The 21,888-nt window shown below is 67.3% G+C and carries 18 protein-coding genes; 11 read left to right on the forward strand and 7 right to left on the reverse strand.

Annotation, left to right across the window (positions count from 1 at the left end):
• Positions 1-38 precede the first annotated feature (38 nt).
• Positions 39-1,220: a M20 family metallopeptidase gene (locus tag ACWW36_RS15875; RefSeq protein WP_456136966.1), complete on the forward strand. Its 1,182-nt coding sequence runs from the start codon at positions 39-41 to the stop codon at positions 1,218-1,220.
• Positions 1,217-2,386 carry an amidohydrolase gene (locus tag ACWW36_RS15880; protein ID WP_456136967.1) on the forward strand — a complete coding sequence of 390 codons (1,170 nt, stop codon included), beginning with the start codon at positions 1,217-1,219 and terminating at the stop codon, positions 2,384-2,386. The genes ACWW36_RS15875 and ACWW36_RS15880 overlap by 4 nt, the downstream gene beginning before the upstream one ends.
• On the opposite strand, the gene ACWW36_RS15885 is transcribed toward ACWW36_RS15880, so the two are convergent.
• Positions 2,383-2,859 (reverse strand): gamma-glutamylcyclotransferase, encoded by a 477-nt coding sequence (locus ACWW36_RS15885; RefSeq protein WP_456136968.1) that lies wholly within the window; start codon positions 2,857-2,859, stop codon positions 2,383-2,385. The two genes, ACWW36_RS15880 and ACWW36_RS15885, sit on opposite strands and share 4 nt — an antisense overlap.
• Positions 2,860-2,924: 65 nt before the next feature.
• Between ACWW36_RS15885 and ACWW36_RS15890 the strand changes: the two genes are divergently transcribed.
• Genes ACWW36_RS15890 through ACWW36_RS15905 form a run of 4 tightly spaced genes read left to right on the forward strand, consistent with a single transcriptional unit; the run spans position 2,925 to position 7,813 of the window.
• Positions 2,925-4,340, forward strand: a complete 1,416-nt coding sequence (locus tag ACWW36_RS15890; RefSeq protein ID WP_456136969.1) for an NAD(P)H-quinone dehydrogenase — start codon at positions 2,925-2,927, stop codon at positions 4,338-4,340.
• A gap of 19 nt (positions 4,341-4,359) precedes the next feature.
• Positions 4,360-6,099, forward strand: coding sequence for a glycerol-3-phosphate dehydrogenase/oxidase (locus ACWW36_RS15895; RefSeq protein WP_456136970.1), 1,740 nt, complete (start codon positions 4,360-4,362; stop codon positions 6,097-6,099).
• Positions 6,096-6,950, forward strand: coding sequence for a pseudouridine synthase (locus tag ACWW36_RS15900; RefSeq protein WP_456136971.1), 855 nt, complete (start codon positions 6,096-6,098; stop codon positions 6,948-6,950). The genes ACWW36_RS15895 and ACWW36_RS15900 overlap by 4 nt, the downstream gene beginning before the upstream one ends.
• On the forward strand, positions 6,947-7,813 hold the full coding sequence (locus ACWW36_RS15905; protein ID WP_456136972.1) for an MOSC domain-containing protein: 867 nt from the start codon (positions 6,947-6,949) through the stop codon (positions 7,811-7,813). Before ACWW36_RS15900 ends, ACWW36_RS15905 begins: the two co-directional genes overlap by 4 nt.
• On the opposite strand, the gene ACWW36_RS15910 is transcribed toward ACWW36_RS15905, so the two are convergent.
• Positions 7,734-9,551: a glycoside hydrolase family 2 protein gene (locus ACWW36_RS15910; protein ID WP_456142505.1), complete on the reverse strand. Its 1,818-nt coding sequence runs from the start codon at positions 9,549-9,551 to the stop codon at positions 7,734-7,736. The genes ACWW36_RS15905 and ACWW36_RS15910 overlap by 80 nt on opposite strands.
• 489 nt (positions 9,552-10,040) lie before the next feature.
• Between ACWW36_RS15910 and ACWW36_RS15915 the strand changes: the two genes are divergently transcribed.
• Genes ACWW36_RS15915 through ACWW36_RS15925 form a run of 3 tightly spaced genes read left to right on the forward strand, consistent with a single transcriptional unit; the run spans position 10,041 to position 11,969 of the window.
• Positions 10,041-10,289, forward strand: coding sequence for an RNA-binding protein (locus tag ACWW36_RS15915; RefSeq protein WP_456136973.1), 249 nt, complete (start codon positions 10,041-10,043; stop codon positions 10,287-10,289).
• 7 nt (positions 10,290-10,296) lie between these two features.
• On the forward strand, positions 10,297-11,193 hold the full coding sequence (locus ACWW36_RS15920; protein ID WP_456136974.1) for an NAD(P)H-binding protein: 897 nt from the start codon (positions 10,297-10,299) through the stop codon (positions 11,191-11,193).
• A 38-nt stretch (positions 11,194-11,231) separates the two neighbouring features.
• A complete protein-coding gene (locus tag ACWW36_RS15925; protein WP_456142506.1) occupies positions 11,232-11,969 on the forward strand; it encodes an SDR family NAD(P)-dependent oxidoreductase in 738 nt (245 codons plus the stop codon).
• Here ACWW36_RS15925 and ACWW36_RS15930 read toward each other — a convergent pair.
• A complete protein-coding gene (locus ACWW36_RS15930) occupies positions 11,938-12,717 on the reverse strand; it encodes an enoyl-CoA hydratase/isomerase family protein (RefSeq protein WP_456136975.1) in 780 nt (259 codons plus the stop codon). The two genes, ACWW36_RS15925 and ACWW36_RS15930, sit on opposite strands and share 32 nt — an antisense overlap.
• 9 nt (positions 12,718-12,726) lie before the next feature.
• Positions 12,727-13,422, reverse strand: coding sequence for a TetR family transcriptional regulator (locus ACWW36_RS15935; RefSeq protein ID WP_456136976.1), 696 nt, complete (start codon positions 13,420-13,422; stop codon positions 12,727-12,729).
• A 69-nt stretch (positions 13,423-13,491) separates the two neighbouring features.
• Between ACWW36_RS15935 and ACWW36_RS15940 the strand changes: the two genes are divergently transcribed.
• Positions 13,492-14,541: a ferredoxin reductase gene (locus tag ACWW36_RS15940; protein ID WP_456136977.1), complete on the forward strand. Its 1,050-nt coding sequence runs from the start codon at positions 13,492-13,494 to the stop codon at positions 14,539-14,541.
• A 15-nt stretch (positions 14,542-14,556) separates the two neighbouring features.
• Positions 14,557-15,708 (forward strand): fatty acid desaturase family protein, encoded by a 1,152-nt coding sequence (locus tag ACWW36_RS15945; protein ID WP_456136978.1) that lies wholly within the window; start codon positions 14,557-14,559, stop codon positions 15,706-15,708.
• Here ACWW36_RS15945 and nei2 read toward each other — a convergent pair.
• Genes nei2 through ACWW36_RS15960 form a run of 3 tightly spaced genes read right to left on the reverse strand, consistent with a single transcriptional unit; the run spans position 15,655 to position 21,866 of the window.
• On the reverse strand, positions 15,655-16,416 hold the full coding sequence (gene nei2 / locus ACWW36_RS15950; RefSeq protein WP_456136979.1) for an endonuclease VIII Nei2: 762 nt from the start codon (positions 16,414-16,416) through the stop codon (positions 15,655-15,657). The two genes, ACWW36_RS15945 and nei2, sit on opposite strands and share 54 nt — an antisense overlap.
• Before the next feature lie 3 nt (positions 16,417-16,419).
• A complete protein-coding gene (locus tag ACWW36_RS15955) occupies positions 16,420-17,370 on the reverse strand; it encodes an SDR family NAD(P)-dependent oxidoreductase (protein WP_456136980.1) in 951 nt (316 codons plus the stop codon).
• 2 nt (positions 17,371-17,372) lie between these two features.
• A complete protein-coding gene (locus tag ACWW36_RS15960; protein WP_456136981.1) occupies positions 17,373-21,866 on the reverse strand; it encodes an ATP-dependent helicase in 4,494 nt (1,497 codons plus the stop codon).
• Between the last annotated feature and the right edge of the window lie 22 nt (positions 21,867-21,888).

Consider the following 21,888-nt stretch of genomic DNA (forward strand, 5'->3'; position numbering starts at 1 on the left):
TCGGGCAGCGGCCCAGTGTGCAGTGAGATACTGCTGAGATGCCCACCGCCACCGCGTCGAGTTGCGTCGAAGACGCCGTCAATCGACGCCGCGGCGACCTGGTGGAGCTGTCGCACTCGATCCACGCAGAGCCGGAACTCGCATTCGCCGAACACCGCAGCTGCGCAAAGACGCAGGCACTCGTCGCCGAGTACGGCTTCGAAATCACCGCGGCCCCCGGCGGGTTGGACACCGCCTTTAGGGCCGACTACGGCAGCGGCCCACTGGTTGTCGGCATCTGCGCGGAGTACGACGCGCTGCCCGACATCGGACATGCCTGCGGGCACAACATCATCGCCGCGTCCGCGGTAGGCACCGCGCTCGCGCTGGCCGAAGTCGCCGACGAGCTCGGCTTGACGGTCGCGCTGATCGGCACACCCGCAGAAGAGGCCGGCGGCGGAAAAGCGTTGCTGCTCAAGGCCGGAACGTTCGACGATATCGCCGCCACCGTGATGCTGCACCCCGGCCCCCTTGACATCGCGGCCGCGAGGTCGCTGGCGCTGTCCGAGGTGACCGTTCGCTACACCGGTCGCGAATCGCATGCTGCCGTCGCGCCCTATTTGGGTGTCAACGCCGCCGACGCGGTCACCGTCGCGCAAGTGGCCATCGGGCTGCTGCGCCAGCACCTGGTGCCCGGGCAGATGATGCACGGCATCGTCACCGACGGCGGCCAGGCCACCAACGTCATCCCCGGCCGGGCCGAACTGCGCTACACGATGCGCGCCGTCAACTCCGAATCACTGCACGAACTCGAGGACAAGATGGCCGGCTGCTTTGCGGCTGGATCGGTGGCCACCGGCTGCACGCACACGGTGACCGAGACCGCGCCCGCATACGCCGAGCTGGCGCCCGATGCGTGGCTGGCGTCCGTGTTTCGCGCAGAGATGCTGCGCCTTGGCCGCCAGCCAGTGGCCGAGGACGTCGAGGCCACGCTGCCGCTGGGCAGCACCGATATGGGCAACGTCACGCAGGTCATGCCGGGTATTCACCCGATCGTCGGCATCGAGGCGGGCGGTGCGTCCATCCACCAGCCGGCGTTCACTGTTGCCGCGGCGGGCCCCAGCGCGGACAAGGCCGTCGTCGAGGGCGCGATCATGCTGGCGCGCACGGTCGTGCGCCTAGCCGAGACGGCGACCGAGCGGGACCGCGTGCTCGGGCTGCAGGCAAGGCGGGCGTCATGAGTCTCGCCGACGCCACCGAGCTGTGGCTGGACGCCCACTACGACGATCTGATCGCGTGGCGCCGCCACCTGCACAAGCATCCCGAGCTTGGCCGCCAAGAGTTCGCCACCACCCAGTTCGTCGCGTCACGCCTGGCCGACGCCGGGCTGAATCCGAAGGTTTTGCCCGGCGGAACGGGGCTGACGTGCGACTTCGGGCCCGAGCACGGGGCCAAGATCGCGCTGCGCGCCGATATGGATGCACTGCCGATGGCCGAGCGGACCGGTGCGCCGTACGCCTCGGTGGTGCCCAACGTCACGCATGCCTGCGGCCACGACGCGCACACCGCGATCCTGCTGGGCGCGGCGCTGGCGCTGGCGTCGGTCCCCGAACTGCCGGTCGGTGTGCGGCTGATCTTCCAAGCCGCCGAGGAGCTGATGCCCGGCGGCGCGATCGACGCGATCGCGGCGGGCGCGCTGACCGGAGTGTCACGCATCTTCGCGCTGCACTGCGATCCGCGGCTGGCGGTCGGCAAGGTCGCGGTGCGGCCGGGCCCGATCACGTCGGCGGCCGATCAGCTCGAGGTCACGCTGCAGTCGCACGGCGGACACACGTCGCGTCCGCACCTGACCGGCGATCTGGTCTACGGGCTTGGCACGCTGATCACAGGTGTGCCCGGTGTGCTGTCGCGGCGTATCGACCCGCGCAACGGCACTGTGATGGTGTGGGGTGCGGTCAACGCCGGTGTCGCCGCCAACGCCATTCCGCAGACTGGCACACTTGCAGGCACCATCCGCACGGCCAGCCGCGATACCTGGGATTCACTGGAAGGTATTGTGCGCGAGATCGTTTCGTCGCTGTTGGCTCCGCTGGACATCGAGCACAGCCTGCAGTATCGCCGCGGCGTGCCGCCGGTGGTCAACGAGGAGATCTCGACGCGCATCCTCACCCACGCGATCGAGGCGATCGGCTCCGACGTGCTCTGCGACACGCGCCAGTCCGGCGGCGGCGAGGACTTCTCCTGGTATCTCGAGGAAGTCCCCGGCGCGATGGCACGTTTGGGCGTGTGGACGGGCCGCGGCCCGCAATTGGATTTGCATCAGCCGACGTTCGACCTCGACGAGCGGTCACTGGCCGTGGGGATTCGCGTGCTGGTCAACATCGTCGACCAAGCCGCAGCGTTCTAGGTGGTGCCGGGGCCGATATTGCGCGCCGGGCGGGTTCGCAGATCGTGCACGTATTCCGCTGGGGCACCGGCGATTTCGGCCGCATCGGCCATGACGCCGAGATAGCGCGCCGACGGTAGTCCGCCTTCCCACGCGTCGACCACGTACAGCCACGCCAGCGCCGGATCGATCGTCGTATCGGACGACGTGCGCTCGACGCGGCAGCGGATCTTCTTGTGAATGCCCAGCTCTGAGCCTTCCCAGCGGTCGAGGTTCTCCTCGTCTTCCTTGGTCATGTCGTAGAGCACGACGAACACCTTCGACTCCGGGTCTTGAACCACAGTGGCCAATGCGCCGTCCCAGCCGATGTCCTCGCCGCCGAATGTCAAGCGCCAGCCGTGCAGCCAGCCGGTTCCCGCCATCGGCGAATGCGGAGCACGCTCGAGCATCTGTTCCGGATGCATGTTCGATCCGTAGGCGGCGTACAGCGTCACGGGGAAAGCCTAAGGGTTCGCGTACTAGCTGGGCGATCAACGGTCGGCTTGGCTAGGTTAGGGCGGTGGCAACCCGCATCGTGATCGTCGGCGGCGGGCCCGCCGGTTATGAGGCCGCACTCGTCGCCGCCGCTCGCGGTCCCGAAATCGCCGAGGTCACCGTCGTCGATAGCGACGGTATCGGCGGCGCCTGTGTGCTGTGGGACTGCGTGCCGTCCAAGACGTTCATCGCCTCGACGGGTGTGCGCACCGAGCTGCGCCGTGCCCCAGATCTGGGCTATGCGCTGGAGTTCGAGGACGCCAAGATCGAGCTTCCGAAGATCAACCAGCGCGTCAAGACACTGGCGGCCGCACAGTCCGCCGATATCGCCGAGCGGTTGCGCAGCGAGGGCGTGACGCTGATCGCCGGACGCGGGGAGTTGGTCGACGACGTGCCGGGCATGGCCGCGCACACGGTCAAGGTCACCGCTCACGACGGTACGGTCAGCAAGCTCAAGGCCGACGTCGTGCTGATCGCCACCGGCGCGAGCCCGCGCGTGCTGCCGGGCGCCGAGCCCGACGGCGAGCGGATCCTGAACTGGCGACAGCTCTACGATCTCGACAAGCTGCCGGACCATCTGATCGTCGTCGGATCCGGTGTCACGGGCGCCGAATTCGTCAACGCCTACACCGAACTGGGCGTGACGGTCACCGTCGTCGCGAGCCGCGACCAGATCCTGCCGCATGAGGATTCCGACGCCGCCGCCGTGCTGGAGGACGCGTTCGCCGAACGCGGCGTGACGCTTGTCAAGAACGCCAGAGCCGAGTCCGTGACCCGCACCGGCTCCGGTGTGCTCGTGACGATGACCGACGGCCGCACGGTCGAGGGCAGCCACGCGCTGATCACCGTCGGGTCGGTGCCGAACACCAGCGGCCTTGGCCTCGACCGCGTCGGCATCGAGCTCGGACCGGGCAATTACCTGACCGTCGACCGCGTCTCGCGCACGACGGTGCCCGGCATCTATGCGGCCGGTGACTGCACGGGTTTGATGCTGCTGGCCTCGGTCGCGGCCATGCAGGGCCGAATCGCGATGTACCACGCGCTCGGCGAGGGCCTCAGCCCGATCCGGCTGCGCACGGTCGCCGCGGCGGTGTTCACGCGGCCCGAGATCGCCGCGGTCGGGGTGCCGCAGGCCAAGATCGACGACGGCTCTGTCCCGGCCCGCACGATCATGCTGCCGCTGAACACCAATGCCAGAGCGAAGATGTCAAGCCTGCGCCTCGGTTTCGTGAAGATCTTCTGCCGGCCCGCCACCGGCGTGGTGATCGGCGGTGTCGTGGTCGCGCCGATTGCTTCCGAGCTGATCCTGCCGATCGCATTGGCCGTGCAGAACGGCAACGACGTCGGGGACCTGGCGCAGACGTTCTCGGTCTATCCGTCGCTGTCCGGCTCGATTACCGAGGCGGCGCGGCGGCTGATGGCGCACGACGATCTGGACTGATCCCAGTAGCCTTGGAACAGTGACCGAACCGATCGCAGGCAACGGGCCCACACTGCTGGGCCCTGAGCAGCGGCGACAGGCCTGGGAGCGGCTCGGCAGCGAGCAGTTCGACGTCGTGGTCATCGGTGGCGGCGTGGTCGGTGCCGGTGCTGCACTGGACGCGGCGACCCGTGGGCTGCGGGTGGCGCTCGTCGAGGCCCGCGACTTCGCCTCCGGCACGTCGAGCCGCAGCAGCAAGATGTTCCACGGCGGCCTGCGCTACCTCGAGCAGCTGGAGTTCGGGTTGGTTCGCGAGGCGCTGCACGAGCGCGAGCTGTCGCTGACCACGCTGGCGCCACATCTGGTCAAGCCCTTGCCGTTTCTGTTCCCGCTGACCAAGCGGTGGTGGGAACGGCCGTATGTGGCTGCGGGCATCTTCCTCTACGACCAGCTCGGCGGAGCGAAATCCGTTCCGGCGCAAAAGCATTTCTTCAAGGCAGGCGCGCTACGACTCGCGCCTGGTCTCAAGCGCAGCTCACTGATCGGCGGCATCCGCTACTACGACACCGTCGTCGACGACGCCCGGCACACCATGACGGTGGCGCGCACCGCCGCGCACTACGGCGCTGTGGTGCGGTCGTCCACGCAGGTCGTATCGCTGCTGCGCGAAGGCGACCGCGTTGTAGGCGTCGAGGCGCGCGATTCGGAGGACGGCCAGATCACCGAGGTCCGCGGCCACGTGGTTGTCAACGCCACCGGCGTGTGGACAGACGAAATCCAGGCGCTGTCCAAACAGCGCGGCCGGTTCCGCGTGCGTGCGTCCAAGGGTGTGCACATCGTCGTGCCGCGCGACCGCATCGTCAGCGAGGTCGCGATCATCTTGCGCACCGAGAAATCCGTGCTCTTCGTCATTCCGTGGGGCACCCACTGGATCATCGGCACCACCGACACCGACTGGAACCTCGACCTCGCGCACCCGGCGGCCACCAAGGCCGACATCGACTACATCCTCGGACACGTCAACACCGTGTTGGCCACGCCCTTGACGCATGACGACATCGACGGGGTGTACGCCGGCCTGCGCCCCCTGCTGGCCGGGGAGAGCGAAGAGACATCCAAGCTGTCGCGTGAACACGCCGTCGCGGTGCCGGCGCCCGGTCTGGTCGCGATCGCCGGCGGCAAGTACACCACCTACCGGGTGATGGGCGCGGACGCGATCGACGCCGCCGCCGAATACATCCCCGCCCGGGTCGCGCCGTCGATCACCGAAAAGGTCCCGCTGATGGGCGCCGACGGCTACTTCGCGCTGATCAACCAGACCGAACATGTCGGCCTGCATTACAACCTGCACCCGTATCGCGTGCGTCACCTGCTCGACAGGTACGGCGCGATGATCGGCGAGGTGTTGCAGATGGCCGAGGGGCGGCCGGACCTACTTACGCCGATCACCGAGGCGCCGGTGTATCTGAAGGTCGAGGCGTGGTATGCGGTGGCCGCCGAGGGGGCGCTGCACCTGGAGGACATCATGGCGCGGCGGATGCGGATCTCCATCGAATACCCGCACCGCGGCGTGGACTGTGCGCGCGAGGTCGCCGAAGTCGTTGCGCCCGTTCTGGGTTGGAGCGCAGAGGACATCGACCGTGAGGTCGCGACGTATTGCGCGCGTGTCGACGCCGAGGTGCGGTCCCAGCAGCAACCCGACGACGAGTCCGCCGATGCATTGCGGGCAGCCGCGCCGGAGGCGCGCGCCGAGATCCTCGAACCGGTGCCGCTTTCGTGAGGCCGGCGCCGCTACCCGTGCGCGACGGCCTCGGCCCTGCGCGGGTGCGGATGCGCGGCGGCCTCGTGGTCGACGAGTTCCTGAATCGGTGGGGTCCCGACGCCGCCGCGAAAGTCCGCGCAGGAGAAGTGATTCTGGGCGATGGTGGGGTGGTCACCGAGGCCACCGTGTTGTCGGCCGGCGCACATGTGTACTTGTATCGCGAACTGCCCGAAGAGGTTCCGGTGCCATTCGACATTCCGGTCCTGCACCGCGACGACGACCTCGTCGTGGTCGACAAACCGCACTTCCTTGCGACGATGCCGCGCGGCAAGCACGTCGCACAGACCGCGTTGGTGCGGTTGCGCCGCGACCTCGGGCTGCCGGAGCTGTCACCCGCGCATCGGCTGGACCGGCTGACCGCGGGCGTGCTCGTGTTCACCACGCGCAGAGAAGTTCGGGGCGCATACCAGACGCTGTTCGCCCGCGGCGAGGTCCGCAAGACGTATCTGGCCAGGGCGGCGGTCAATCCGGACGTCGAGCTGCCGACGGTGTTGCGCAGCCGAATCATCAAGCGCAGGGGTCACTTACAAGCCGTCGAGGAACCCGGCGAGCCGAACGCCGAGACGCTGATCGAACACGTCAACGACGGCCTCTATCGCCTGCGCCCGCGGACCGGCCGTACACACCAGCTGCGCGTACACATGACCTCGCTCGGGCTACCGATCGTCGGGGATACGTTGTACCCCAACGTGATTGATGTACCCGCCGATGACTTCTCGCGGCCGCTGCAGTTGTTGGCGCACAGCATCGAATTCGCCGACCCGGTGAGCGGGCGCCCACGCCGCTTCGTCAGCACGCGCACCCTATGACCGCATCCGTCGCTGCGCTATGGCGCTACTCCGTCAAATCCATGGCGGGCGAACAGGTGTCGGAGCTTGTCCTCGGACCCGGCTCGGTGGTCGGTGACCGCGCCTACGGCTTCGTCGAGGCCGACACCGGTCGACTCGTCAGCGCCAAGCGGTACGCGGCATTGCTCGAATGCTGCGCCCGCTCAACGACAAACGGCGTCGAAGTCACGTTCCCCGACGGATCCGTCATCAGTGACTCAGACGAGTTGTCACAGCGGGCGAGCGCGCTGCTGGGCCGAGACGTCCGCTTCGTGCGATACACCGACAACGAGGCGCAATCGGTTCTCGCTGCGGCCGCGCCCGAGACCCTGGCGGACTTCGCTCCGGTGCACCTGCTCGCCGTGAGCGCGCTTCACCAGGTAGCGGCCGAGCACCCGGATGGCGTATGGGATGCACGACGGTTCCGCCCCAACGTGCTGATCGACGACGCCGGCGAGGGCGACGGGACAGAGGGCTGGCTGGGATGCGACGTCCACCTCGGCGCGCAAGTGGTCGTACACGCGGTCATCGCGACACCGCGGTGCGTGATGACGACGCATGCCCAAGGCGAGCTTCCCCGTGATCGGGCAATCCTTCGCACGCTGGCTAGGTCGAGGCGTCGGGACGCCGGACCGTTCGGCGAGTCGGCCGCCATCGGTTCTTACGCCGACGTGGTGACTCCGGGCGTCGTGCGTCGCGGAGACCGGGTGCGCGTCGAACGCGTCGAGCCGCGCCGCGGTGTACTCGCCGCCGCGCTGCAGGCCCTCAACGACGGTCGGGCGAATCCGCCCCCGCGGCAATCACGGCGCGATTCCGATCCGCCACCGTCGGAAGGTCCATCTTGACCACCCGCCGGTCATAACTCAGAAACCCGTTGACCTCGTTCTCGACGTCCGTTGTCTGCGTGTAGATCGCGCCCGACAGGTTCGCCCCCCGGATGAAATCCTCGAGATCCTGACTGACCTTGACGTAGCGCTCGGTCAGCCGCGCCTGGTTGTCGGACATCTCGTAGGCCTCTGGTCGTCCGGGCCACCGGTTGTCGTCGAGGACCAGCCCCAGGCCGCCGTACTCGCCGTCGACCGTCACCCGCGGGTCGAGCGGGTCGGGCAGCACCGGACGGCCGGGGCCGACATAGGTGTGATCGTCCCAGATGTCTCCCGCATGGCTGTCGGGGCGCGATTTGCAGCAGTTGGCCCCGCTGTTCGCGTCCACGAGGCGCGTGGGGTCGGCCGCTTTCACCGCGTTGGTGATCCTGGCGGTGTCGTATTCGGCCCAGCCCTCGTTGAAGGGCACCCAGCCGACGATCGACGTGACGCTGCGCAGCTGATCGATCATCTCGAACAGCTCGCGCTCGAAATTCGCCTTCGCCTCAGGAGGTGGATCCGGGAGTGGGCCGGTCGGGACGTCGAGCGATACGTACAGCGACGGCATGTCCTGCCACACCATCAGCCCGAGCTTGTCCGCCCAGTAGTACCAGCGCGCCGGCTCCACCTTGCCGTGCTTGCGGACGAAGTTCATCCCCAACTTCTTGATCTGCTCGAGATCGAACTTCAGTGCATCGTCGGTGGGAGCGGTGTAGAGCCCGTCGGGCCAGTACCCCTGGTCCAACGGGCCGTGCAGGAAGGTGATCTTGCCGTTCAACGCGATCCGCGGCCTGCCTTTCGAGTCCCTGACCGTGCCGATCGTGCGTAACCCGGCATAGCTGGAAACCTCGTCGACAACCTGCCCCGTCGGGCTCAACAGCCCGACCTTGAGGTCGTACAGATACGGGTCGTCGGGAGTCCACAGGTGCCCGTTCGATATCGGCAGACGAATCGCCTGACCCGCCTTGCCTGTTGCGATCGACACCACGCCGCGGCCCGGTGCCGACACGATCACCACGGCCCGCTCGTTCTTCGTCCCGGAAACCCGTGGCGTGACAGCAAGACTCGTCAAGTCTGAAATGATGTCGAGCTTGTCGATGTGTGCCGCACGCACCGGCTCCATCCACACCGTCTGCCAGATGCCGGACGCGCCTGTGTAGAAGAGCCCGCCCGGGCCGTTGCGCTGCTTGCCGACGGGGAATGGGTTGGCCTCGTTGCGGTCCTCGACCCGCACGGTTATCTCTTGCGAGCCCGGCCACCGCAGCGCCTCAGTGATGTCGGCGCTGAACTCGGTGTAGCCGCCTTCGTGGTGGGCGACTTGCCGGTTGTTCACCCACACGGTGGCGATCTGGTCGACCGCGCCGAAGTGCAGCAGCACCCGCTGCCCACGCCACAGGTCTGGCAATTTGAAGGTCTTGTGGTACCACATCTGGTCGTCGTGGCGCTGGATACCGGACAACGCCGACTCCGGCGGATACGGAACGAGGATGTGCTCGCGGTATGCGTCCGCCGGGGGAGGCGCGGCCAAGGCGGTCTGGGCAGACCGCCCCGCGTAATCCCACACACCGTTGAGGTTCAGCCAACGGCTCCGTGTCATCTGCGGGCGCGGATATTCCGGCAGCGCGTTGCTCGGATCCACGAGATGAGTCCACGGCGTCGACAAGAGCGGCGTCTTCGGCTGCCAGCTCACGACCGCGTTGGCCGGTGGGTCAACCATCATGCTGATAGCCAACAACGCGAATCCCACTGCCGCGAAGCGAGCAGCCACCGTTAATACCCCCAAGGTTGAAACACGGACAAGACCGACGGGCGGCGCGTGCCCCAACCTGACCCCCGCGCACCGTTTTGCGTGCAGCAAACGCACCCACCCAGTCAGCGACGAAGAAAACCAGAGGTTCCTGACGGATTTCGCCGAAGCAGATCGGGAGGATGCGGTTGCCGAGGCAAATGTAGCCTAGAGCGGAACAAGATCGCTACAGATAACTAAAATGCAATTCTGACAACAACTTTCGTAGTACATGCGATAGCGGACATGATCATACCGCAATGCCAAAACCCGAGCGAAAACCGCAGGTCGCAATCGAACGCGCAGCGGGCAGCTTGACGCCTCAAGCGTGCGATCCTTCCGCAAGGAGCAAAACATCTGCGCCGACGTACGGATGCACGCGTTCAGCCACGGCAATGCGCACCCCCCTGCGACAATCGTGTTGTGAAGATCTGGTCGTTGGCATGCGCAAGCCTGATAGTCGGCGCGGGATTGACAGTGATGGGGACGCCGGCAGCCACCGCCACCGTGTGCGGCTCCGTTGGCGGAGCACGTGTCGATGTCAGCGGATGCGCCGACCCGTTCAACGAACTGAACGACGCGCTGTATGCACCTCCGCCTCCGCCGCCGGCACCCAACGTCACCGTCTGCGTCAACGCCGGCCGACGGATAAGCGTCAGCGGCTGCGTCTAGCGGCGTTGTGTACCTGATCACCGGCGCAGGCGGAGGATCCGGAGGCGTCAGCCGCCAAGTCGTCGAGCTGCTTGTCGATGCCGGCGAGCCGGTGCGGGCGATGGTGCGCCGCGACGACGAGCGTGCGGACCAATTGCGCGCACTGGGTGCAGAAGTCGTGGTGGGCGACCTGACTCGGGCCAACGACATCATCGACGCGATGGCAGGCGCCAACCGCATGTTCTTCAACATGAGCGTCTCGCCCGACTATCTGCGAGCCACGGCAGAGGTGTGCGCGGTCGCGCTCGAGCGCGGCGCGCTCGACGTGATCGTCAACATGTCGCAGATGACGGTGTCGCAGATGACCCTGACGAGCACGCAGGAATCCCGTCAGCACCGGCTGCACTGGCTGGCCGAGCATGTGCTGAATTGGTCGGATCTGCCGGTAATCCACGTCAGGCCAACGGTTTTTCTGGACAATCCGTTGTTCACGATCCTGGGGGCACTCGGCGTGCGTTCACGCGGGGTGCTGGCGCTGCCTTTCGGTGCAGGTCGGACATCGCCGATCGCCTCCGCCGATGTGGCCCGGGTGGTGGCCGCGTTGTTGCGCGATCCCGACAACCGTCTCGGCCACGTGTACGAACTGACCGGTCCTGCTGTGCTCGACATCGACGGGCTCGCCGAGCAGTACACCCGCGCGTTGGGTCGGCCGATAACCGGTGAGGACGTACCGGCCGACGACCTGGCGCACGTGCTCGCGAACGCCGGCCTGCCTGAGCACGTCCAACAGCACATCGTGACGATGGCGCGGTTGCATCGCGAGGATCGCTACAACCGAGCCACCGACGACGTCGAGCGGATCATCGGACGGCCCGCTCAAACTGTCGAGCAGTACGTGGCGTCCAATCCCGATCTGTTCTACTGACGGGCGTGAATCGCGAAGCCTTCGAGCGACTTTTCGACATGACGGGCCGCACCGTCATCGTGACGGGCGGAACCAGGGGCATCGGGCTGGCACTGGCGGAGGGCTTCGTACTCGCCGGCGCGCGCGTCGTCGTGGCCAGCCGCAAACCCGACGCATGCGAGCAGACCGCCGATCATCTGCGTGACCTCGGCGGTGAGGCGATCGGTGTGCCGACGCATCTGGGTGACGTCGATGCCCTCGGCACGCTCGTGCAGCGCACGGTCGACGAGTTCGGCGGCGTCGACGTCGTGGTGAACAACGCGGCCAACGCGCTGGCACAACCGTTGGGGGAGATGACCGTCGACGCGTGGACCAAGTCGTTCGAGGTCAACCTTCGCGGCCCGGTCTTCCTGGTGCAGCACGCGCTGCCTCATCTGAAGGCGAGTTCGCGTGCCGCGGTGTTGAACATGATCTCGACAGGCGCGTTCCAGTTCGCGCCGGTGGTGTCGATGTACGCAGCGGGCAAGGCCGCGTTGTTGTCGTTCACCCGGTCGATGGCTGCGGGCTTCGCGCCATTCGGCATCCGGGTCAACGCGATTGCGCCGGGACCCGTCGACACCGACATGATGCGGAACAACCCGCATGAGGTGGTCGACTACATGGCCGGCTCGACACTGATGAAGCGGCTCGGATCGCCGGACGAGATCGTCGGTGCCGCACTGCTGTTGACGTCTGATGCCGGCAGCTACATCACCGGGCAGGTCGTCATCCCTGACGGCGGCGGAACGCCTCGGTAGCCTCGCGGATGTCGCCGCTGGTCGACGCCAGGATCTGACTGCGGTTCTCCACGTGCAGCGCAGCCTCCAGGCTCGGTGCTTCCAAGTTCGCCCACAGCACCTGCTTGGTGGACTCCAGGCCGAATTTGCCGTAACCACACAATGTGTCGGCGATCTCCAGCGCGTCGTCGACTACCGATGACGACAGCCGCGAGACGATGCCGAGCCGCAGCGCCTCGTCGGCATCCACCACTCGGGCCGTCAGGATCAGGTCGAACGCGGGCCCGCCGCCGATGATGCGCGGCAGCGTGTAGCTGACGCCGATATCGCAGCCGCCGAGGCCGAGCTTGATGAACTGCGTGCAGAACCGGGCTGATTCGGAGGCGATGCGGATGTCGCACGCCAGCGCGATGCCGAACCCACCGCCGTACGCCGCCCCGTTGACCGCCGCGATCACCGGCTGCCGAAGCCGCTGTATGCGCGTGGTGAGGTCGGCGATGCGCTCCTGCCAGCGCATGCCCGACCGCGGGAACTCGAGTCCGCGGCCGGCTTCCGGCGGGTTCGGGTCGGTCAGATCGAGCCCCGAGCAGAAGCCCCGCCCCGCACCCGTGAGTACGACGACGCGGCACTCGTTGTTCGCGCCGATCTCGTCGAACGTGCCGTGCAGCTGTTCGACGAGTTCGTGATTGAGCGCGTTGAGCTTCTCCGGACGGTTCAGCGTGACGACGGCGACGTCGGGACGCGGGTAGGTCAGTTCGAGGTGCGGCATGGCCACACGCTAAACCTGGCTGCGCCACCCGCTGACGCCGACGGCGATCATCCGCAGCTGCTTGATCGCGGTGCGTTTGATTTCGTCGATTGCGGCAGGATCGTTGGCGTCCTCGATGGCCTCGGCGATCACGATCATCGAGTTCACGAACAGGCTGGCCAGGATGTTGAGATCCTCGCCGCTCCAGGTGTTGAGGCCGGGGAAGCGCGCAAGGTCGATCGCCAACTCCGAGGTGATCAGCCGGATCTCGGTGCGGATCGCATATCGCAACACCGTCACCCCGGTGGACCGCTCACGGCCGATGAACCGCCAATGCTCGCGGCGCTCGTTGACCCCGTCGATGAGGATGTCCACTGAGGACTCGATCACCCGGTTCGGGTCGAACTTGCCGGCCCGTGCGCCGCGCAACATGTCGCGCAAGCTGCGGAACGATTCGTCGATGAGGACCAGGCCGAGCGCCTCCATCGACTCGAAGTGCCGATAGAAGGCGGCGGGCACGATGCCCGCCTCACGAGTGACCTCGCGCAGGCTCAGTGCGGAGAAGCTGCGGTCTTCGAGCAGCCGCAGCGCCGCGGCGACGATGGCCTGGCGGGTGGCCTCCTTGCGCTGCTCACGGGACAGCGTTTCGCGGGAAGACTCACGCGATCGCGACTTCCCCGAGCGGCTCGACCGACCCACTCGTGAACTAGGAGTACGACTGTTCACTGTGTGAAACCTACCACAACCTGCTCGAATCAATTGACGCGCTGCTGCAAGACCCCTCACAGTGTACATATGTTCACCGAAACTTTGACGAGGCGAGTGCTTCGGTCACCGCTGGTCGACCTGCTCACCGGGCCGCACGGCGTCGACCGCTACACCGAGCTCGTCGCCCCCACCTGGACGCAGGCTGACCCCCGCGCGAAAGTGATCGCGGTGCGGCGCCAGACACCGCGCAGCGTCACCCTCACACTCGAGGCGAATCAGGCGTTCACCGGCTTTCGCGCCGGCCAAAACATCAACCTCACGGTCGAGATCGACGGCCGTCGCCGCACCCGGCCCTATTCGCCCGCCAGCGCCGAGGGCGCCCGCTATATCGAACTGACGATCGGCCGCCACGACGGTGGGCTGGTGTCCACCTACCTGTACAAGCACGCCCGCCCCGGCATGGTGGTTGGCCTCGACTCGGTCGGCGGGGAGTTCGTGCTTCCCGCGCACCGGCCCCGCCGAATCCTGTTCGTGTCCGGCGGCAGCGGCATCACGCCGGTGATGTCGATGCTGCGCACCATTCGTGCCGAGGGATCCGACCGCGAGGTGGCTTTCATCCACTACGCGCGCAACGCGCAGGAGGCCTGCTACCGCGAGGAGCTCGACGCGATGCACGGCGTCCGGGTATTGCACGGTTACACGCGCTCGGCCGAAGGCGCTGATCTGGAAGGTCACTTCGGTGAGGAGCACCTGGCCGCCGCGATGCCCGAACCGGACGCGGTGTTCGTGTGCGGGCCGCCGGCGTTGGTGGCCGCGGTACGCGAACACTGCGCGAATGTCAGCTCCGAGAGCTTCGTCCCGCCTGTTTTCGACGCTCAAGCGTCGGGCGGCCGAGTGTCGTTCACAGGTAGCGCCGTCGAAATCGATGACGACGGCCGGCCCCTGCTCGAGCAGGCCGAGGCCGCGGGCCTGACGCCCGAAAGCGGATGCCGAATGGGCATCTGCCACAGCTGCACCCGCCGCAAGACCCGCGGCGCGGTGAAGAACCTCGTCACTGGAGCGGTGTCGAGCGCCGAGGAGGAAGACGTGCAGATCTGTGTGTCCGTCCCCGTCGGCGACGTCGACATTGCTCTCTAAATGAAAGGAGAAGTCATGACCGTCTCTACTACTCCTGCCCCGAAGATGATCCAGAAGACCGTCGCGGGAGAGACCATCACCATGACCCCGGAGCAGGCCGAGGCATTCGGCCGCGAGCTCGATGCACTGAAGGAACGCGTAATCGCCGACCTCGGCGATCGCGACGCCACGTACATCCGTCGAATGATCAAGGCGCAGCGGACCTTAGAGGTCGGCGGACGTGCGCTGCTCTTCGGCAGCATCTTCCCGCCCTTCTGGCTTGCAGGCACCGCGATGCTGGGCCTGTCGAAGATCATCGACAACATGGAGATCGGCCACAACGTCATGCACGGCCAGTACGACTGGATGGGCGACCCGGCCATCTCCAGCCGAGGCTTCGAGTGGGACACCGCATGCCCCGCCGATCAATGGCGGCACTCGCACAACTACATGCACCACACGTACACGAACATCGTCGGGATGGACCGCGACGTCGGATACGGCATCCTGCGAATGAGCGAAGATCAACGCTGGCGGCCGTACTTCCTCGGCAACCCCGTGTACGCGTTCCTTCTGATGGTGCTGTTCCAATACGGCGTCGCGCTACACGAGATGGAGACCGAGCGCATCCGCGCCGGCGAGATCACCTTGGCCGACAAGCGTGAGATCCTCGAGGGCATCTGGCGCAAGACGAAGCGACAGGCGCTCAAAGACTATGTGGCCTTCCCGCTGCTGGCAGGCCCGTTCGCGCCGCTGGTGCTCGCGGGAAACGTCACAGCCAACCTGATCCGCAACGTGTGGTCGTTCATGATCATCTTCTGCGGACACTTCCCCGACGACGTTCAGGAGTTCTCCATCGAGGAGACCAAGGCCGAGACACGCGGAATGTGGTACTTCCGACAAGTCCTCGGATCGGCAAACCTGACCGGTGGCAAGCTCTTTCACATCCTGAGCGGCAACCTGTCCTTCCAGATCGAACACCATCTGTTCCCCGACATTCCGGCGCATCGCCACGCCGAGATCTCTGAACAGGTGCGCAAGATCTGCCACCGCTACGGCGTCCCGTACAACAGCGGTCCGCTGCCCAAGCAGTTCGCCACCGTGGTGCGCAAGATCGTCAAGCTGGCGCTGCCGTCACGTCTGACAGACCGGGCACCAGAACGAGATACGGTCCCCGCCGCTGTCTGATTCGATGCGGGTGCCGCAGCGGCGGCAGGGCCGCCCGGCGCGGCCGTAGACCCACAGTTCACGGTCGCGCCTGGTATCACCGGTCGTGGTGCGGTTCCAGCGAGAACGGTTGAGCCACAACATGTCCCGTGCCCGCTGAACCATGCGGAGCGGATCCTTGACGTTGCCGACCGGCGTGGTCGGTAAATGCCCGGTGACAAAACACAGTTCGTTGCAGTACACGTTGCCGACGCCGGCCATCACTCGCTGATCGAGCAGAGCCTCGGCTAGCGGACGGTCCGGATTGGCGATCAGATTCGCCACCGCAGTCCGGGGATCCCAGTCGTCGCCGAGGAGGTCGGGTCCGAGATGGGCGACGGCCTCTTCGTCGCGGTCGCGTTCAAGAACCTCCAGCACACCGAGGTCGATGCCCGCGGCCTGAACGTCACCGGCTTCCAGGATGATCCGGATGCGGTGACCGGCGCGGCTCGGTTTGTCGACCGGGTTGATCTTCCAGCTGCCGTCCATCTTCAGATGGGAATGGATGCTGGCCGGGCCGACGCGGATGAACAGATGCTTGCCCCGGCTGATGACCTCGTCGACGACGTGTCCGGTCAAGTCGACGGTGGCGTAGCGAGGAACGCGAACGTCACATCGGGTCAGGGCTTTTCCGGCCAGGGCGTCGCGCAGAATGGCGGCGGTGTGCCAGACGGTGTCGCCCTCGGGCATGCGCTACCCGATCATCTTCAGCGAAAGTTCCCACAGCCGTTCGGCATTGGCCGGATCGAGCGCATATGGGGCGACACCGCCCTCGCCGGGTTTCCCGCGCCGTTCGACTGGCAGGGCCTCGTTGCAGTTCTCGAAGTAGCGCCCGCCGACGCCGTCCAGCAGCGGGGAAGCGGCAAGCAGCACCGACGTCGCCGCGCCCTGCTCGACGGTCTTGAAGTCCGAACCGGCCGCGCGGAAAGCGTCGAGCGCCTGCGCGGCGTAGTGCTTTGGTAGGTGGCGCTGTAGTGGGGTGGCAATGCCGCCCGGCATGAGTGCGTTGGCCACGATGCCGTCGGGTGCCCACCGGCGGGTGGCATCGACCGCGAACAGCACGTTGGCGGTCTTGGACTGCCCGTACGCGCCGAACGGGTCGTAGTCGCGAAAGTTGTAGTCGATGTCGTCGAACACCACGGGCGACCGCAGGTGCCCGCCGGAGCTCACGGACACGATGCGGGCCGGTGCGGCCGCGGCCAGCGCATCGTGGAGGCCGACCGCGAGCGCGAAATGTCCGAGATGGTTGGTGGCGAACTGCATTTCGTGCCCACTCGCCGACAATGTCAGCTCCTGGATCGCCATCACGCCGGCATTGTTGACCAGGATGTCCAGCGGCCCGGTCCAGGCGCTGACGAAGGCGGCGACGCTTGACAGATCGGACAGCTCCAGCGCGGCGACACTGACGGCGTCGTTGCCTGTGCCCGCGCGGATATCGGCGGCCACCCGCTCACCGGCTTCGGTGTTGCGCACCGCGAGCGTGACCGCCGCGCCCGCGCTTGCCAGCGCCCGTGCCGTCTCGACTCCGATACCCGAGGACGCGCCCGTCACTACGGCACGCTTACCCGACAGGTCGACGCCGTCGATGACCTCGGCGGCCGTCGATGTGAATCCGAACGGTGTAGCGATGCGGGATGCAGTCATGATCACCGCAATCGTAGGCCGCGGGGCGTGCGTGCGAACCCGGCGCCGACCAGCGCCTCCTGCACCGCGGCGCGTTGGCCCTCCGCGCCCGGTTCGAGCACTGACACGCCGTTGACCTTTTCCACCAGGAACGACTGGACGCGCCCGCTTCCGACCAAGTCGGCGATCGCGGCCGCGGCGGCGACGTGTGCGTCGGCGTCGTCGGTGAAGCTGAGCAGCGTGCGTCCACCACGCTCGATGAACCAGGCCAGTTCACCGTCGACCAGGGCTACCAACGCGCCCGCTTTACGGCCAGGCCCTTGCGCCGGCCACGGCAGCGCCGCGCCGTACGGATTGGCGGGATCGGCCGCCGCTATTACCACTGCGTGATACTCGCGGCGCTCCGGATCGACGCCGTCGAGGTACGACCGCAGCCGATCCACCGTCGACGCCACCGCGAACTGCGCGCCGCCCAACGACTCGACGAAATAGCCGCGCTGGCATCGGCCCGCATCCTCGAACGCGGTGAGCACCTTGTACAGCATCGCGAAACCGCCCGGCACTTCCTCGGCTGCGACTGCGCCCTTGGTCAGTACGCCGTAGCGGTTCAGCAGCAGCTCGGCCTGGAAGTGCGCGCGCACAGTGGACTCGGGTTCGGGTGTCGGCAATGCGGACCAACGGCCCGCGACCGACGGGTCGGCGGTGCGAGCCTGCGCGTGCGCGACGGAATAGCGGCTCAGCAGCGGCGGCCGCTGGCGTTGCCGGTGCGCCGGGCTGCCGCGGCGTCCCGTCGCTCTGCGGCTGCCCATGAGCAGCGCCCGAACCGGTGCGAATGTGTCACCGGTGATCCAGCCGGCCCAAACCAGTTCCCACAGAGCCTGTTTCACTTCTTCTGTCGGATTGTCGGCGAGTTGCCGGAAGAAATATGCGCCGCCGCGACCGAGTGTCTCCATGATCGCTCGGTGGGCATCCGTGAACTCGATCTCGGTCGGCGCGGCCAGTGACAGCGACGCCGACTCTGCGGGATGGAACGCGATCCAGCCGTCGCCTCCACCGATCTGCCCGACTCCGGACCAGGTGATCTCGCCGGAGGCCAGCAGCTCGTCGAGCATGGCGGGCTGGTAGTCGCGGACGCGTTGCCCGAACACGAGCGGCTCGACCGCCGACGCCGGTATCGGCACCCCGGCCAGTTGATCGATCACGGCCGCGAGCCCGTCGACGCCCGAACTGTGCGTCGACCCCACCTGTTGCCACGCCGGCAGGAAGCGGGCGTATGCGGCGGTGCTGACCGGTTCTACCTGCGCCCGCAGCGCGGCCAGCGACCGACGCCGCAGGATCTTCAAAACGTCGGCGTCACACCACTGCTCGCCCTCTACGTTGCTGGTGAACTCGCCGCGCACCAGCCGTCCGTCGATGGCCAGCCTGCCCAGCACATCGGCGGTCACCCGCAGGCCCAGACCGAAGCGCGCCGCTGCGTCGTGCGTGGTGAAGGGGCCGTGGGTGCGCGCGTAGCGGCCGAGCAGCTCGCCGAGCGGATCGTCGACCGATTCGGTGAACGCCACCGGCACCCCAACCGGCACCGCCACTCCGACACCGTCGCGCAGCAGCCCGATGTCTTCGACGGCGACCCACCACGTTTGGCCGGCGAACGAGACGGTCAGCGCGCGCTTGGCAGCCCTCAGCCCGTCCAGCCAGCCACCCACGTCGGTGGTGGTACATCGATCGGCGATCTCGTGTTCGGTCAGCGGGCCGAGGATCCGCATCAGGTCGGCGATGCCCTCGGCGTCGCGTGCCCTGCGATCCTCGCTGAGGTGCTGCAGCTGCCGGATGGTCGTTTCGATGACCTGCGGATCGAGCAGCTCGCGCAGTTCGACCCGGCCCAGTAGCTCGGCGAGCAGCACGCTGTCCAATGACAGTGCCGCGGCGCGACGTTCGGCCAGTGGACTGTCGCCCTCGTACATGAACGCGCCGACGTAGCCGAACAGCAGCGACGCGGCGAACGGTGACGGGGTGGCGGTCTCGACCTCGACCAGGCGCAGCCGCCGCTGCGCGACCCGGTGCATCAACTCGGTCAGCGCCGGAACGTCGTAGACGTCTTGCAGGCATTCGCGGACGGCTTCCAGCACGATCGGGAAGTCGGGATACTTGCGCGCGACGTCGAGCAGTTGCGCCGCGCGCTGCCGCTGATGCCACAGCGGCGAACGCTTGCCGGGATGGCGGCGCGGCAAAAGCAATGCGCGGGCGGCACATTCGCGGAACCGTGATGCGAACAACGCCGACCCGCCCACCTCGGCGGTGACGATGGGTTCGATCTCGTCGGCGTCGAACACGAACAGGTCCGCGCCAGGGGCGGCGTCTTCGGTGTCGGGCAGGCGCACGATGATGCCGTCGTCCGACGCGGTCGGCTTCTCATCGATGCCGTAGCGCTCCCGCAGCCGTCGCGACACTGCCAACGCCAGCGGCCCGTGCACCCGAAGGCCGTAGGGGGAGTGCAGGATCACCCGCCAGTCGCCGAGCTCGTCGCGGAACCGTTCCACCATCAACGTCGCGTCGGTCGGTACCGCGCCGGTGGCCTGCCGCTGGTCGTCGAGCAGCCGCCACAGGTTGTCCGACGCGTATTCGTCGAAACCCATTGCGCGGCAACGCTGCGCGAACTCGTCGCTGCCTAGCCGCGCCAGTTCTCCGGTGAACGCGCCGACGGCCGCACCCAACTCGGCGGGCCTGCCGACGCTGTCACCGCGCCAGAACGGCAACCGCGCCGGTTGTCCGGGCGCCGGAATCACGAGCACCCGGTCGTGCGTGATCTCGGTGATCCGCCAACTCGTCGCGCCGAGGGAAATCACGTCGCCGGGCCGCGATTCGTAGACCATCTCCTCGTCGAGTTCGCCCACCCGCGAGGGTTTCTCGGAGTCGGTCGCCAGGTAGACCGTGAAAAGGCCGCGGTCGGGGATGGCGCCGCCCGACGTCACGGCCAGCCGCTGCGCACCAGGACGCGCCGTCAATGTGCCCGCGTCGCGGTCGTACACCAGTCGCGGCCGCAGCTCGGCGAATTCGGTCGACGGGTACTTGCCGCTCAACAGGTCCAGTGTCGCCTCGAATGCGCTGCGCGGCAACGTCGCGAACGGGGCGCTGCGCCGCACCGCGTCGAACCACCGATCGGCGTCCAGCGGTTCCAAGGCGCACGCCGCGACGGTGTGCTGGGCGAGCACGTCGAGCGGGTTCGTGGGCACCCGCATGGTCTCGATCTCGCCGGACAGCATGCGCCGCACCGTGACCGCGCAGCCGATCAGATCCGTTCGGTGCTTGGGAAACAGCACGCCCTGCGAGATCTCGCCGACCTGATGGCCGGCACGGCCGATCCGCTGCAGTCCGCTCGCGACCGACGGCGGCGCCTCGACCTGGATCACCAGATCGACGGCGCCCATGTCGATGCCCAGCTCCAGGCTCGACGTGGCGACGACGGCCTTCAGCCGACCCGTCTTAAGGTCGTCCTCGACCTGCGCCCGCTGCTCCTTGCTGACCGAGCCGTGATGCGCGCGGGCCAGCAGCGTCGGCGCACCCGACGCCTGGCCGCTGCCCATGAGCTGGGCGGGCGCGCCGCCGCCGACCTTCGGATTCGGACCGTCGAGAAGCTCGACGCCGGAGCGTTCGGCGTGAATCTCATTGAGCCGCGACGTAAGTCGTTCCGCCAGCCGCCGGGAGTTGGCGAACACGATCGAGCTGTTGTGCGCCTCGATCAGGTCGACGATGCGCTCCTCGACGTCGGGCCAGATCGTGTTGTTCTCGAGGTTGGCCATGTCGGGCACCGGCACCTGCACGGACAGGTCGAAGGTTTTGGCCGCGGGTGGCGCGACGATCGTCGTGCGGGCCTGACCCGACAGGAACCGCGCCACCTCCTCCGGCGGTCGCACGGTCGCCGACAGGCCGATCCGCTGCGCGGGCTTGGCGAGCAGCTGGTCGAGCCGTTCCAGCGACAGCGCCAGATGCGCACCGCGCTTGGTGGCGGCGACGGCATGCACCTCGTCGACGATGACCGTCTGCACCTCGGCGAGCGTCTCGCGGGCCGCCGACGTCAGCATCAAGAACAACGACTCCGGTGTGGTGATGAGGATGTCCGGCGGTTTGGTGATCAGCTCACGGCGCCGCGCAGGCGGGGTGTCCCCGGAGCGCACACCGACGCTGATGTCGGGTGCGGGCACGCCGCGCCTTTCAGCGATGCGGCCGATACCGGTCAACGGTGTACGCAGGTTGCGTTCGACGTCAACGGCCAGCGCCTTGAGCGGCGATACGTACAGCACGCGCGTACCGGCCGCCGCGGGACGCGGCTCTGACGAGGCGAGCCGGTCGATGGCCCACAGGAACGCGGCCAGCGTCTTACCGGACCCGGTCGGGGCGATGACCAGGGTGTTGTCGCCGTCGGCGATCGCCGACCAGGCCTCGGCCTGCGCCGCCGTCGGTGCCGAGAAGGTGCCGCTGAACCACTCGCGGGTCAGCGCGCTGAAACGCCCTAGCGTCATCTAGCCATCGTGCACGCGGGCA

The sequence above is a fragment of the Mycobacterium sp. MMS18-G62 genome, assembly GCF_053877835.1.

What these genes read in the sequence shown, in the direction of transcription:
- ACWW36_RS15875 (WP_456136966.1), top strand. Translation starts at nt 39, where the DNA reads ATGCCCACCGCCACCGCGTCGAGTTGCGTCGAAGACGCCGTCAATCGA.
- ACWW36_RS15880 (WP_456136967.1), top strand. Translation starts at nt 1,217, where the DNA reads ATGAGTCTCGCCGACGCCACCGAGCTGTGGCTGGACGCCCACTACGAC.
- ACWW36_RS15905 (WP_456136972.1), top strand. Translation starts at nt 6,947, where the DNA reads ATGACCGCATCCGTCGCTGCGCTATGGCGCTACTCCGTCAAATCCATG.
- ACWW36_RS15910 (WP_456142505.1), bottom strand. Translation starts at nt 9,551, where the DNA reads ATGATGGTTGACCCACCGGCCAACGCGGTCGTGAGCTGGCAGCCGAAG.
- ACWW36_RS15925 (WP_456142506.1), top strand. Translation starts at nt 11,232, where the DNA reads ATGACGGGCCGCACCGTCATCGTGACGGGCGGAACCAGGGGCATCGGG.
- ACWW36_RS15930 (WP_456136975.1), bottom strand. Translation starts at nt 12,717, where the DNA reads ATGCCGCACCTCGAACTGACCTACCCGCGTCCCGACGTCGCCGTCGTC.
- ACWW36_RS15940 (WP_456136977.1), top strand. Translation starts at nt 13,492, where the DNA reads ATGTTCACCGAAACTTTGACGAGGCGAGTGCTTCGGTCACCGCTGGTC.
- ACWW36_RS15945 (WP_456136978.1), top strand. Translation starts at nt 14,557, where the DNA reads ATGACCGTCTCTACTACTCCTGCCCCGAAGATGATCCAGAAGACCGTC.
- nei2 (WP_456136979.1), bottom strand. Translation starts at nt 16,416, where the DNA reads ATGCCCGAGGGCGACACCGTCTGGCACACCGCCGCCATTCTGCGCGAC.
- ACWW36_RS15955 (WP_456136980.1), bottom strand. Translation starts at nt 17,370, where the DNA reads ATGACTGCATCCCGCATCGCTACACCGTTCGGATTCACATCGACGGCC.
- ACWW36_RS15960 (WP_456136981.1), bottom strand. Translation starts at nt 21,866, where the DNA reads ATGACGCTAGGGCGTTTCAGCGCGCTGACCCGCGAGTGGTTCAGCGGC.